The 12,530-nt window shown below is 32.3% G+C and carries 16 protein-coding genes; 4 read left to right on the top strand and 12 right to left on the bottom strand.

All coding sequences use genetic code 11. The features are described 5' to 3' along the window. The first annotated feature begins 34 nt into the window (after positions 1-34). Together ACQH2P_RS02625 and ACQH2P_RS02630 are read left to right on the top strand one after the other, a co-directional pair. Positions 35-460 carry a YqaA family protein gene (locus ACQH2P_RS02625; RefSeq protein WP_425362875.1) on the top strand — a complete coding sequence of 142 codons (426 nt, stop codon included), beginning with the start codon at positions 35-37 and terminating at the stop codon, positions 458-460. A gap of 14 nt (positions 461-474) precedes the next feature. Then, the gene (locus ACQH2P_RS02630; RefSeq protein WP_425362876.1) at positions 475-3,513 is read left to right on the top strand and encodes a PD-(D/E)XK nuclease family protein; all 3,039 of its coding nucleotides are present in this window, start codon (positions 475-477) and stop codon (positions 3,511-3,513) included. Between the two features lie 269 nt (positions 3,514-3,782). On the opposite strand, the gene ACQH2P_RS02635 is transcribed toward ACQH2P_RS02630, so the two are convergent. The 7 genes from ACQH2P_RS02635 to ACQH2P_RS02665 form a co-directional block, all read right to left on the bottom strand. Then, positions 3,783-4,127, bottom strand: coding sequence for a recombinase family protein (locus ACQH2P_RS02635; protein WP_425364087.1), 345 nt, complete (start codon positions 4,125-4,127; stop codon positions 3,783-3,785). A 25-nt stretch (positions 4,128-4,152) separates the two neighbouring features. Beyond that, the gene (locus tag ACQH2P_RS02640; protein WP_425362877.1) at positions 4,153-4,278 is read right to left on the bottom strand and encodes a hypothetical protein; all 126 of its coding nucleotides are present in this window, start codon (positions 4,276-4,278) and stop codon (positions 4,153-4,155) included. Between the two features lie 41 nt (positions 4,279-4,319). Next, positions 4,320-4,799 carry a recombinase family protein gene (locus ACQH2P_RS02645; protein WP_425362878.1) on the bottom strand — a complete coding sequence of 160 codons (480 nt, stop codon included), beginning with the start codon at positions 4,797-4,799 and terminating at the stop codon, positions 4,320-4,322. A gap of 147 nt (positions 4,800-4,946) precedes the next feature. Continuing rightward, positions 4,947-5,144: a hypothetical protein gene (locus tag ACQH2P_RS02650; protein WP_425362879.1), complete on the bottom strand. Its 198-nt coding sequence runs from the start codon at positions 5,142-5,144 to the stop codon at positions 4,947-4,949. Between the two features lie 39 nt (positions 5,145-5,183). Continuing rightward, complete coding sequence (locus tag ACQH2P_RS02655; protein WP_425362880.1) at positions 5,184-5,402, bottom strand: hypothetical protein; 219 nt, start codon at positions 5,400-5,402, stop codon at positions 5,184-5,186. A gap of 893 nt (positions 5,403-6,295) precedes the next feature. Next, complete coding sequence (locus ACQH2P_RS02660) at positions 6,296-8,146, bottom strand: AAA family ATPase (protein ID WP_425362881.1); 1,851 nt, start codon at positions 8,144-8,146, stop codon at positions 6,296-6,298. A 149-nt stretch (positions 8,147-8,295) separates the two neighbouring features. Continuing rightward, positions 8,296-8,652, bottom strand: coding sequence for a hypothetical protein (locus tag ACQH2P_RS02665; protein ID WP_425362882.1), 357 nt, complete (start codon positions 8,650-8,652; stop codon positions 8,296-8,298). 65 nt (positions 8,653-8,717) lie between these two features. Between ACQH2P_RS02665 and ACQH2P_RS02670 the strand changes: the two genes are divergently transcribed. Both ACQH2P_RS02670 and tnpB read left to right on the top strand, forming a co-directional pair. After that, positions 8,718-8,948, top strand: a complete 231-nt coding sequence (locus tag ACQH2P_RS02670) for a hypothetical protein (protein ID WP_425362883.1) — start codon at positions 8,718-8,720, stop codon at positions 8,946-8,948. A 320-nt stretch (positions 8,949-9,268) separates the two neighbouring features. After that, positions 9,269-9,622 carry an IS66 family insertion sequence element accessory protein TnpB gene (gene tnpB, locus ACQH2P_RS02675; RefSeq protein ID WP_425362591.1) on the top strand — a complete coding sequence of 118 codons (354 nt, stop codon included), beginning with the start codon at positions 9,269-9,271 and terminating at the stop codon, positions 9,620-9,622. Here the strand turns inward: tnpB and ACQH2P_RS02680 are convergent. From ACQH2P_RS02680 to ACQH2P_RS02700, 5 genes are read right to left on the bottom strand one after another with little or no spacing between them, the layout of a single operon-like run. Beyond that, on the bottom strand, positions 9,619-10,728 hold the full coding sequence (locus ACQH2P_RS02680; RefSeq protein ID WP_425362884.1) for an IS66 family transposase: 1,110 nt from the start codon (positions 10,726-10,728) through the stop codon (positions 9,619-9,621). The two genes, tnpB and ACQH2P_RS02680, sit on opposite strands and share 4 nt — an antisense overlap. Positions 10,729-10,766: 38 nt before the next feature. Next, positions 10,767-11,000, bottom strand: a complete 234-nt coding sequence (locus ACQH2P_RS02685) for a hypothetical protein (protein ID WP_425362885.1) — start codon at positions 10,998-11,000, stop codon at positions 10,767-10,769. 30 nt (positions 11,001-11,030) lie between these two features. Further along, positions 11,031-11,264: a hypothetical protein gene (locus ACQH2P_RS02690; RefSeq protein WP_425362886.1), complete on the bottom strand. Its 234-nt coding sequence runs from the start codon at positions 11,262-11,264 to the stop codon at positions 11,031-11,033. Positions 11,265-11,298: 34 nt separating this feature from the next. Continuing rightward, positions 11,299-11,841: a hypothetical protein gene (locus tag ACQH2P_RS02695; protein ID WP_425362887.1), complete on the bottom strand. Its 543-nt coding sequence runs from the start codon at positions 11,839-11,841 to the stop codon at positions 11,299-11,301. A gap of 1 nt (position 11,842) precedes the next feature. Next, a complete protein-coding gene (locus tag ACQH2P_RS02700; RefSeq protein WP_425362888.1) occupies positions 11,843-12,475 on the bottom strand; it encodes a recombinase family protein in 633 nt (210 codons plus the stop codon). Between the last annotated feature and the right edge of the window lie 55 nt (positions 12,476-12,530).

The raw sequence follows: 12,530 nt of genomic DNA on the forward strand, positions 1-12,530 counted from the left end.
ATTTTGTCAAACTTTATATATGGTAGTCTGAATTATGGATCAGTTGGAAGCCTATTCGTTACTATTTACTGATAGTTTAGTAGGTAATTTAGTTTTAAGTTTAGATAGTGAATTAATTGTTCATTCTATGAAGATGTTTGGTGTTTATAACAATTTAATAATAGTTGTGATAGCAACTATTGCCTCATTAGTTGCTACTAGTATAAATTATTTTCTTGGTATAATGTTATTAAGAATTTTTTATTTTTCTAAGAATGCTCAGATTCATACTAATCAGCAATTATTATCTCAATTCTTTTTTAAATATAACATATTTATATTTGGGCTTATGCTAATGCCATTGTGGGGGAAATTTATTCCTTTAATTGCCGGATTTACTAAAATAAATTTTATAAGAGTTTTAGCTATTAGTGGTGTTATCAAATTATGCTATTATAGCTATAGCATTTATATAATCTAACTAATACGGAATTAATGAACCTCTATAGAACTAACCCATCTTCATCGTTTTTAGATATATTAGCTGATTTTATTTTAGATAATTTCAGTGGGAAGAATTCTATTGACAATCTTAAGATTATATTGCCAAGTGGTCTTGCTTGTTGGAAATTACAAAATATTTTGATTAACAAACAAAATATTACGATTTTGCCAAATATTATTCCTTTGTCTAATATTATGGCTGAAGGTGAAGAAATCTTTGCTATTGCATCAGAAAATTTACAGCCTATAACGCTTTTGCAAGAAAAAATTATCCTAGCAGAAATCATTCATAATTATCGTAATTTACAATTCAGCATAACACAATCTTTGCAATTTTGTTCAACAATAGCTGAGTTATTTTATCAGTTAGCTTGTAATAATTTATCGATAGATTCTGTAAATGAAATAGAAAAAATAAGCCTATCGCAACATTGGAGTATTATTTATCAATTTCTTAAATACACCCATTCTGAATGGCAAAAAAAGATAGAACTGTTAGGATTGCTAGATCGGGTAAATTATCAAATAACTATGATGGATGCAGAGATAGCAAGGCTGAAAAGAGCTGGTACTAGTTTAATAGTAGCCGGCATAGTAGGTGATAATCCCATATTATGGAATTTTTTAAATAATGTTGCTAATTCACTGGATGGTTTTATAATTTTGCCACCTATTAGTAATTTATCAGATTCTCTTGATAATCCTGAAGAAGATTGCTTATATAACTTTAAAAAATTACTGACAATTCTCAATAAAAATTTATCAGATTTTCAGCCTCTAGATAGTCATCAATCAGATAATTTGATTTTTAATAAGATAATCTTTGAGGATATAGCTAACCCGACTAACATTACTCCCAATATGACGGAAATAGTTTTGCCCAACCGTCATTGCGAGGAGTGCGTAAGCACGACGAAGCAATCCAGGGAAGTGGTTAGAAATGGATTGCTTCGTCGGCTTACGCCTTCTCGCAATGACGACAATTTGCTATGGACAAATACTAATCAGGGTAGCTATATAGCTGATGAATCTCAACAATTAGCTGTAGATCATATAAAATATTTTGAGCTTGAAGATATTTTTCAAGAGGCAGAGCAAATAAGCCTGATTTGCCAACAATATAGTGATAAGAAAATAGCTATTATTATTAATAATCAAACAACCAAGAATTTTTATTGTAATTTTCTGACCAAATATTCCTTAGAATTCCAAGATTTACTAGGTGATAATTTATCAGAAACATTAATTAGTTCTCTAATAATTTCCATTAGTGAAATATTATGTAATGATTTTGATATAAAAAAGCTATTTTTACTATTAAAAAATCCTTTGATTAACTGTAAATTAGTTCAAAGATTAGAACTTTTAATGAACGGTAAGAATCGTTTTGTTCGGCAATCAGATCAAATGCTATCTCTAGTAGAAAAAACCAATGATAGTGAATTAATAGAATGGTGTAAGAAACTAATAGACTTACTTTATACCAGTAGTGGTAATAGTTTTGCTAAAATATTAAAATCTTCGATTAGCATTGCTGAAAAACTTTATCGAGATATTTGGCATGAACAGCCAGCTGTTGAATTATCGAATTTTCTATCGGAGTTAATAAAAACTAATTGTAATTTAACATTAGATAATAAGAAGGATTTCCCAAGGTTGCTGAAGGGCTTAATGTCTAGTTGTAAGTATTTTGCCCATCAAAATTATTCTAAGAATATAATCATTGGTAAAGTTGAAGATTTAATGTTACTTAAATTTGATCTAGTAATTTTAACTGACTTTAATCAAGGATGCTGGTCGTCATCGTCATCTATTAGCCAATGGATTAATGAGCAAACGCTAAAAAAATTACATATGGTTACTAGTTCTTCTATAGATCAATATTATTTCTATTTATTTCTGCATAATGCCCAAGTAATAATTACTAGAGCAAAAAGACAAGATGGCAAATCTGGTTTATTACCATCGAATTTGTTACTAAAATTGCAATTTATTTTACAACAAAGTTTGATTCCAGAAAATTATTTAACATATTTAGCAGAAAGTGACTTAGTGGATGTACAAAATAATGTTAATATTAATATGGTTGAGTCAATTAATCATAATGGTTGCGTATACTCGAATGATCTGGAGAATTGGAACGTAAAACAAGGGGTGAGCGAGCGGAGCGTACAGTTAGTACGTGAGTACGCGAATACCCCGCAGTTTTGCGGAGCCAATTCTTCAAAGCATTCGAGTATATATAGTCCAATTTTTCCCGAGGTAATATCAGTTACTGATATAGAAATGTTAGTACGGAATCCTTACAGTTTCTATGCTAAGAAAATTTTGAATGTGAGAAGTAAAGATATGATAGGGCAGGAACCCAAAATATCTGAATTTGGTAGTTTTGTTCATAAGGTTTTAGAACAATATTCGAGAAATTATAATAAGTTAGAAAATAACAAAGTTGGCTTAATATTGGATATTAGTAATAATATTTTACAGAATACTATTCTGCCAACCTATACGCAAAAAATTTGGCAAATAAAATTTATGCCTATTGCTGAGTCTTTTATTGAGTTTGATGAACAACGTAGAAATGATTACAAATATATTTATTCTGAAAGTAGAGGAGAAATTTTATTAAATATTGGGGGACAAGAATTAACAATAATTGGAGTTGCTGATAGAATTGAGATAGATGCGTTTGGGGCAGCTGTCATTATCGATTATAAAACTGGTAGCTTACCGAGTAGAAAAGATGTAGAGAGTGGATTATCTCCACAGCTAATAATTGAGGCTCTAATGTTACAAGAAGGTGGTTTTGGTATAGAAGTTCATAGCGTTAAACAGGTTACTTACGTAAAAATTTCTAGCTCAAAGCCAATAATCCAAACTTTAGAGATAGATATCACTAGGGAGGAATTGGATCATCATAAACAAGGTATGATGCGATTACTGGAATATTATATAACTAATAAAAGTTTTTCATATGATATTGATTTGCTAAAATATGATGACTATGCCCACTTGGCTAGGAGAGATTAGGCTTCTTGATCGTTGGTTCGAATCCAATCAAGTCAGCCATTCGGGACAGTTTGCTACTTTTTGCAATTCTGTGAATGGAAAAGCCAGAACGTAATGCAGGTTACAGCCCTCGAGTGTTAGGTTCGAAAATATAAAATTTAATAATTCCCTTTTTTCATCAATTGTCGAACCTTTAAAAGTTTCATAGGCGTTTGTACTGATACATATAAGGTCTGCAAGCTTTTTAGAAAGCTTATCACCTACTTTGTCATAACTCTTAATTAGTTCAGTTAATTCATATTAAGGATACCTCTAAATAAAAATTCTTTACCTCTATATTGAAAAGGTTTTTTATGCCAACCCATACGTACTGCCTCACAAGCTTTAAAAGTTTCTTTATTAGTAAGTGTTTGATAATGATGCGACCACAACTCTCCTTTTACTCTCATTTCTCCATAATAAAAAGGATTTTGTAGTATGTGATGTATAACTGACTTAGCTATATGATAGCCCTTCTTACTACGCAATCCCCATTCCTTAGCTTTGGTCACCATTTCTGATAGAGTATAGGCTCCTGTTGCATAGGTTTCAAATATCTTGCTAATAATACTACCATTAACTGGATCAATTACTATTGTCCCTCTACCCCTTTCATCCCGTTTATTTAAATATAGTGAAACCTATTGAATTAGGTGATACAAACTTTGTGTCATACCTGCGAAAGCAGGTATCTAGATTCCCGCCTACGCGGGAATGACAACTTACAATAGTTATGTTCTTTATCACCTAATCCTATAGGTATAACTATATCCAACAGGAGAGGAGCCTTACCACTCCCCATGAACTTCTATTTTTTGTTTAAAACTTCTTCTAACATTTTCACTTAATAAATCAGTATGGCATTTAGCGACTACCACGCCTATGCCCCACATCATTAATTCATGAGCACTTGACTGCTGATGAATAACATAACCTTCACTGTTAAAATGCAGTTCCAATTTACCTTGCTTAATTAGCTCATCTAGTATAGGAGATTCTTTTTGGCTTCTTTGGATACGATCAACTTTATCAGCAACAAAAGCGATAGGTTCTCGCTCTTTTTTAATAAATTTGATAATTTCCATAAAATGTTTACGATCACCTTTGGTAGAAGATTCAACAAGTTTAAAGCTTTGTATAATATGCAAGCCTTTACGCTCGCAATATTTCTCTAGCCGATCTTTTTGTACCTCAAGTGAGTAACCTTCCTCCTGATCTTTAGAAGAGACACGTGATAAAATAATTGCCTTTATAGCTTTATCAGTCATTATCAAACTCCTTTTCTTGATTAGTTTTTTTATTGCAAAAGATACTGTAATGTTCTATCCTAAGCTAGGATATTACTACCCTAGCTCTGAACATGCATTACCGTATCCCCGATTGCAACTGTGATTCTAACTAACTCCCTAATAAAGTCAATCGCAATCTTTGCGTGCTAATTCCTTTTCCTTATCTATTCTAAGTTGAATCTCGATAAATCTTTGGCTAAACCTTATAAAATTTCTTGCTAGCTTTCTTGATTCTTGTTCACTTATCTCTTGATCATGCGAATTACGAATGGCTGATGCTAAATCATTAAATATTTCTTCTCGTGTTCTTTTATCTTTGCTCATATTTTTTCTCATTCCTTCACTACTTTATATTTTAATTGTTCAAGTAATTTTTTTTTCCAAGAGTTCTGTACCAATTCCATAGAAATCATTAGGAGTAACAGCTCCATAGGTTGCAAAAAAAATTCTTTTCATCACTTTGGGTCTTGGGATGGTGTTTTCGTAGATATATTTGTAAATATGGGATGATGATACTTTAAATAATCTGGCTACCTTACAGGTTTTTAAATTATTTACTTCCATCCAAATTGATAGTTTCATAATGACCTTTAAATAAAAATTAATTGTAATGTGAATAAATCTAGAGGAACGGTTTTTAGACTGAGGTCTAGTATTTATAGGTTATTTATAAAATAAAATTATTAACTTGTGAAGGCAGATCACTCAAGTTTTGACAAAATAATTTTGTTTAGTAAAAAATATTATCTGTAATTACATGAATTTTTAGGAAAATGCTCTACTTTCACTCTAACTGCATTGCGTTTATCTCAAAAATATTAAAAATCTTATTCGAAATTTTTGCCATTTCATCAGAAATTTGTTCAAGATTTGCTGTCTTAACATTAAATGCCGTTTTGGTGAATTTACTGCTTTTCCCAAACGGCACTTTTATAGTAATTTCAACTTTTTCTCTTTGGTCATTTTTTCTAATTACTGGCGAATTACCTCGTTTAGGGGTTGTGACGTAGACAATGGCATTCGGTTAAGAAAATCCAATGATAAGTCTTAAGTTACTAGAGCGTTGAGACCTAGAAATAAGTACTATTAACTGCTAGTCTATATAAAAAATACGACTAAATCAAGTATGTACTCTATATCTATAATTACTAGGAGTAAATATGTTAGAAGCTTAACCGAATGCCATTGTCTACGTCACAACCCCAATCGCATTTTTATAACCTCTTGTAATATTTTTGTCCTACTTGGCATAACCTCTCTCTTTTAATTTGAGAGATTCTTATACTCTATTTCCGGACAATTACCTTGTTACCAATTACGGTCATATACCTTGTTATCAACATATTTTATAGTTGTACTTGTCAAAACATTCTTGCTACTGATATAATATTTTTAACTTCCACTCAACCTAAATATGTAAACTATGCCTTTGTTCCGCTAAGGCAATTCTTAAATTATAATAGACCGTATATTCCTTATATCTCATCAACTCGATATTCTAGTGCAACTTCCTTACCACAAAAAGCTATCGCAATCTTAGTAATTTTCTTGATATGCACATGTTCTTTTATTTTAGCGTCATATTGTTTATTTATAATTTGCTTTAATCCTATTTTTGCTACAGATTCTAACTCTTCCGGGATTTTGCATATTTTATATTCAACGATAATAGCACTATCTCCACGACCAACTATTGGTACTAACATATGATCACATCTGCCATATCCAGACTCTCTATTCGATTCTATTACATATTGCACCGTCAGTGGTGCTAATATTCCGCCCATCAGATTATGGTAATCTCTCTCCACAAGCATATCATGATAGCTGGTTGATTTTAATAAATATTCTTGCAACTTCTCGCCAAATTGAGATATTTGCTGAGTAATTAATAATTTGATAAAATTATCATACTCATTAATTTTTATATTTAGTCTTTTAGTCACCCATTTTATTACCCTTTCTACATAAATGTTACGTACCTCTGTATTAGGAATAGTCAAACGATATCTTGGACTCTCCACATTATCATCAGTAAGTAACGGACTCAAGTAACCGGCAAATAACAATAGACTGAAAAAGATGTTGGGATTATCTTCGATCTCTCCTAAAGAAACTTGTTTATATAGTTTCTTAACTATGCCTTTCCCTTCTAATAGGCTTTGCAGATCTTCTTGTATATCATCGTCAATGAAGGCTTTATCCACTAGCGATAAGCCACCACTATCAACCCAGTAAGTATCAAGACTTCCCGCGTGAGCTAAACATTGCATGATCGACCATGGGTTATAGATGATTTCTCCTCCAAAATTGTAACCATTATACCAATCTTTTATTTTCTCAGGATTCGTCTCAAGTGGTACTTTGGTTAGTAATTCATCAACTTCTCCTTGGGTAAAGCCATAAAATTTAGCAAACTTTTTATCAAGCAAAGTATACTCACTAACATTATTTAAATCTGAAAATAAATTAGCTTTAGCGATACGCAATATGCCGGTAATTACTCCTTTTTCTAAACAAGGATTACCTTTTAAACTACTACCAAACATTCCGCGAAACATCTCTAGTACATCCTCAAACTCTTTTAATCTCTCGCCAAATTTTAGATAAGCACTATTGATCGGTGTATCATATTCATCGATCAATATATAGACTTTTTGCTTAAAATGTTTGTACAGCACTTCACTTAAAAAACGCAAACTATTTTTAAAATCATTCTTCTCAAGTTTCCCATCAAAATATCGCCTTAGTTTTTCTTTTTGTGCATTATCTAATAGTCCTGTATCTTCCATCACATGATGATTTAAGTAATGATGACTTGCAAATAATTCTATAATTTGATCCTTGATACCTACTTCAATCTCTTGGTAGTTGCTACCCTTAACATCTTTAAAACTAATAAAAATCACTGGAAATTGACCTTGGTAATCAGATATAATCTCTAAATACTGGGCTATTTGCAACTTTTTAAGTGTTCTTTTTTTACCACTGGCTAATCCTAAATCTATTTCGCCCCCGATAAATAATTTGTTATTTACTCTGTCTTTTTCAGGTAAAACCTCACCTCTCTCATCTACCTCTATTTCAAAGAACTTCTGGAGCATATTCATATTCAAACTCTTACCCCACCGCCTTGGTCTAGCGATCAGGATTACATCACCACTATCTTCCAATAATTCTTTAACCATTAGGCTTTTATCAACAAATACATCACTATTTAACAATAATGTTTTAAAATCATCTGTCCCTACCCTCATTCTTGGTAGCTTGTTACCTTGCACAACTTTGCTTTCTTCAGTTGTGACATTAGCTGTTTTGACAGTCATATTTATTATCCAATCATCTATTTATTACAAATTTTATGCTATGACTTTTTGCGATAAAAGTCCTGGCAATAAAGACCCTTTCATTATTATTTAAAACCACTCTATTCAACATAATTAAACCTGAACTTACCCTATCATTTCCAAACATATTACATACTCATTCCCATACCTTTACTTTGTTGAATTTTCTCCTGTTGCATTTCTTCTAGATGCTGCCTATCTAACACCTTCTGGAAGTTTCTGATTTGGTTGATAGTTTTGGTTATTGATCCATTACAGTAACTCTTGTTACTATTATTATAATGATTAACTTCCGTATAGTCATCCTGAATATGTAAATTATATCTTAGCGAAGCTACAGCAATTCTTAAATTATGGATTACTAAATTCTTACCTTCTGATAAAGCTTCACTTTGTTCAACGTCGCTAGTATTATTGTCATTAAACCCTGGGGTTAAGGCTTTATCCAGTTTAGCCGTGATAGATTTAGAGTATACTTGCAGCAAAACTGCATAACTCTATTAAATTTTTTTGTTAGTATGAATTTATTTTATAAATTTGGGTTCCTACTATGCAAATACCATCAATTACTGTTGAGCAAGTAGCTCAGCAATTTAAAGCCTGGCGTCAAACTAAAACTAACAAGTTTGATCCCATACCAAACCATCTAAAGGAATTAGTTCGCCAGCTACTCCATCACTATTCTTGCAAAGATATAGTGAAACCTATTGAATTAGGTGATACAAACTTTGTGTCATACCTGCGAAAGCAGGTATCTAGATTCCCGCCTACGCGGGAATGACAACTTACAATAGTTATGTTCTTTATCACCTAATCCTATAGGCATAACTATATAGCCAAACATCTCAATATTAATAAAACAATAATTAGTTCAATTCAACAAGCCCATCAACCTTCCCTCAAAACTTCTCCTACCTCAACTTCAAATAAAGAACTGCAACAAGATATTAATTTCCTTCCATTTCAACTAGTAAATTCTATAGATACTGATCCTGTGGCTACTCCCAAACAAAATTACTACACTTGCCACATTATTAAACCAAATGGTACCAAGCTTATTATCCAAACATTGGATCCAAAAATCATAATTCAGACATTTCTATGCTGCAACTAACCCCTCAGTCAGTTATTTTTGTTGCCACTATTGCCATCGACTTTCGTAAGGGTATCGATGGTTTAATAGCTGTTTGCAGACAAAAACTTTCTTCCAACCCTCTTAATGGTTCCTTGTTTTTATTCTATAATAAAAACAGAACTGCCATTAAAATTTTGTCCTTTGATGGTCAAGGCTTTTGGTTATGCTCTAAACGCCTATCCAAAGGTAAATTTACGGCAAAACTTTCCCCATCTGATAATTCATCTTATCAGATTTGTTATAGAACCTTACACATTCTTATTCATAATGGTGATCCTAGTTCTGCCAAACTCTCTAATGATTGGCTTCCTGTCATTTAAGCTGCCGTCTCGATTAATTCCGTATTATTTATATATCTTGCATAGGCAAAAGGTGTATAATTCGTAGGATGCTTCTTTGCTTTGCTACTCTGCTCTTGCAGCCAATTTAAATATTTAAAGGCATTGATCTCATTCTCACTACAAGTCTTTACTATACTATACAGACCACTATGTATCTCAGCACTATTGATTGTTTTAAAGAATAATGAATTCTTCCTTTGTAAAATAATGGTACGTAGTGACCTCTCAGCCCAATTATTATCAAGACTGCTAACTGGAATTTTCAAAAATTGCGTCAAACCTTCTTTATTATTTAACCAATATTTCATAGCTTGCCCAAACCTACTATTAGGCTCAACTTTCTTGTCGTTAAATAATTCGTCTATTTTGTTATATATGTTTTCTATATATTTACTGCTATGTTCCTGATGGTACTTCAGCTTTTCCTCAAGGCTCATCTCTTTACATTGATGTTCATTATGGTAAATCCCACCAGTCTGTTTGAGAAAATATCCGCATTCTTCAGGGTAATATGGTTCATTCTCTGTAAATTTTCTCTGCCCATGTGACAAACAATTGATCATCACTATTATTGCCAGTAATTCTTTATCTGCTTCTGATAATACTGGGTTATTATTGTTACTTGCGTCAGTCATTAAATGAATAGAATCTGTTCTATTCTTACGATTCTTTAGTACGTTACCAATATTTTCCCCACCATGCTTATTACCGGTAAAATATAAAACTATCACCTCATTATTGGCAGTCTTAGCACATATAGTAGTGGTATAACAGCTGCGTCCTTTCTTATTTTGAGTACGTAATTTTTTATTGGCTACAGTAATTTCTAAAATCCTGGCTCTAGTATCATCAAGATTCAGTGAGCTACATTCGGCAGCCATTTCCAATAATACCCTGTAAATTTCAGCTCCACCACCTTCTTGCCAAACATCTAAATATTGTTGCCACAACGAGCTATATGATACAGGAACCCCGCTTAAACTTTGCAACCTAGATAAACGATAGAAGGGAGTACCGTAGGTCTTTTGTAACACTATTGCACTTTTGCTACTATTTGTCCATTTGTTGATATTCTTATTGTTCATAACTGTATAATCGCAAGCATTACAGCGTAACGTTTTCTTTACATATCTGTTGACTGTAATTGGAGCATTACCTGTAAATTGTAGCAATTTTCTAGCTTCACTATTATAGAGTTTACCATTATCACAGTGAGGACAGCTATCACCACTACAAAAATTCTCAGGAGATAAATAGCTGGTATTCGCATCCTGATAATCATCAAAACCATATTTACCTTGCCAATTACTGCGATCTTTCTTCTTGGGACTATTGCAACCTTCCCCATTCCCACCATTTTCGTTATCAGATTCATTTGGTGGTTCTTTTAATGAATCTGAACTATCTTTTTTATGTTATCTGCCTTAAAACCAATCATCATCTCCTTAAGCTTATTTATACTGATGTTTGATGATGCTAGCTTGTCTATTAGATCGTTACAAAATTTCACAAGTTCTATCACCGCTTGCTGATCATCTCCTGTTAATGAACTTGCCTTAATATGTTGTATTAGTTCTTCTCGTTCCTCAGCACTTAAGGTCGCTACTTTTGGCTTTTTCATTTTGATTCATTCATTACGTTTAATAATTGAAATGTTATAGTATAACTGATAGTTTTTCAACCAGTTTTTTTACTAATCGGTGATATTTGCATAGTAGGAACCCAAATTTATAAAATAAATTCATACTACCAAAAAAATTTAATAGAGTTATGCAGTTTTGCTGCAAGTATACCTTTAAATAACGATTAACTGTGGGTTTAGTAAGCAAACCTTTAGTAGGGATAATTTGCTTACCATCTACCTCTACTCCATGATCCTCCAATATTGCTATAGCTCTAGGTGTAGAGAGTTGCTTCCCTTTACGATTAGTTGAACGAATTTTAAGTGCAGCTATCAATTCACAATAACGTAACATTTCCTCAAAGCTAGTTTTCCTTGGCTTATTGTAGTCAGCACGCTTGATAGAACGAGGCTGACTATAGTTTTTAATTGCACGACGTACTGTGGAAAATGAAACACTGAACACCTCAGCGGTTTCTTTAATAAGTTTATTCCTATCTGGATGCTTTGCAGATAAATTAGCAAGTTGGTGATATAAAGTTACTATTATCTCAGTAGGAAGCGGCTTTTTTGCCATTCTATACAACCTGTTTTAAAGAAGTATATGAAATTTTGCTAATCCCCCTTTTTTTAAGCCAGTGATGTAGGTTAGCTTCCGTACAACCATATCGCATTGCAATAAACTTTTGAGTTGCTCCATTAACCAATAGAGCTTCAATCTCGGGACGATAAATATCTAGTTTGCTTTTTCCTATTCCTTGTGGACGACCTAAACTCATACCAGCTTCTTTACGTACTCGTAAAGCTTCTGTAGTACGTTTAGAAATCAAATCACGTTCTATTTCTGAAGCCATAGAAAATGCCATAGCAACAATTCTACTTTGAATAGTATTATCTAGTTGCCAATTACCCTTAACAGCATAAATAGCAATACCTTTTGCACTAGCTATTGATAAAATCTCCATACATTCGAGCATACTACGACCTAATCTTGATAATTCGCTAACAATAATTTTATCCCCATTCTTCATCTCATCTAAAATTATAGCAATTTTACGTTTACGCCAATTAATTTTACCTGAGATAAATTCCTCGACAAAGGATACCCTACCTAAATTTTTTTCATTGGCTAAATATAAAATAGCTGCTTTATTTTTTTCAATATCTTGGTCAATAGTTGATACCCGTAAATATGCTATTGTTTTGCTCATAACACTTAATTATTTTTTATGATAAAATCATACTTAAAAGAAAAGCGAATAATAA

Origin of the sequence: Candidatus Tisiphia endosymbiont of Hybos culiciformis, from assembly GCF_964030975.1 — a bacterium.
Lineage (GTDB): Bacteria > Pseudomonadota > Alphaproteobacteria > Rickettsiales > Rickettsiaceae > Tisiphia.

What these genes read in the sequence shown, in the direction of transcription:
- ACQH2P_RS02625 (WP_425362875.1), top strand. Translation starts at nt 35, where the DNA reads ATGGATCAGTTGGAAGCCTATTCGTTACTATTTACTGATAGTTTAGTA.
- ACQH2P_RS02630 (WP_425362876.1), top strand. Translation starts at nt 475, where the DNA reads ATGAACCTCTATAGAACTAACCCATCTTCATCGTTTTTAGATATATTA.
- ACQH2P_RS02645 (WP_425362878.1), bottom strand. Translation starts at nt 4,799, where the DNA reads ATGACTGATAAAGCTATAAAGGCAATTATTTTATCACGTGTCTCTTCT.
- ACQH2P_RS02650 (WP_425362879.1), bottom strand. Translation starts at nt 5,144, where the DNA reads ATGAGCAAAGATAAAAGAACACGAGAAGAAATATTTAATGATTTAGCA.
- ACQH2P_RS02655 (WP_425362880.1), bottom strand. Translation starts at nt 5,402, where the DNA reads ATGAAACTATCAATTTGGATGGAAGTAAATAATTTAAAAACCTGTAAG.
- ACQH2P_RS02660 (WP_425362881.1), bottom strand. Translation starts at nt 8,146, where the DNA reads ATGACTGTCAAAACAGCTAATGTCACAACTGAAGAAAGCAAAGTTGTG.
- ACQH2P_RS02670 (WP_425362883.1), top strand. Translation starts at nt 8,718, where the DNA reads ATGCAAATACCATCAATTACTGTTGAGCAAGTAGCTCAGCAATTTAAA.
- tnpB (WP_425362591.1), top strand. Translation starts at nt 9,269, where the DNA reads ATGCTGCAACTAACCCCTCAGTCAGTTATTTTTGTTGCCACTATTGCC.
- ACQH2P_RS02680 (WP_425362884.1), bottom strand. Translation starts at nt 10,728, where the DNA reads ATGAACAATAAGAATATCAACAAATGGACAAATAGTAGCAAAAGTGCA.
- ACQH2P_RS02685 (WP_425362885.1), bottom strand. Translation starts at nt 11,000, where the DNA reads ATGGTGGGAATGGGGAAGGTTGCAATAGTCCCAAGAAGAAAGATCGCA.
- ACQH2P_RS02690 (WP_425362886.1), bottom strand. Translation starts at nt 11,264, where the DNA reads ATGAAAAAGCCAAAAGTAGCGACCTTAAGTGCTGAGGAACGAGAAGAA.
- ACQH2P_RS02695 (WP_425362887.1), bottom strand. Translation starts at nt 11,841, where the DNA reads ATGGCAAAAAAGCCGCTTCCTACTGAGATAATAGTAACTTTATATCAC.
- ACQH2P_RS02700 (WP_425362888.1), bottom strand. Translation starts at nt 12,475, where the DNA reads ATGAGCAAAACAATAGCATATTTACGGGTATCAACTATTGACCAAGAT.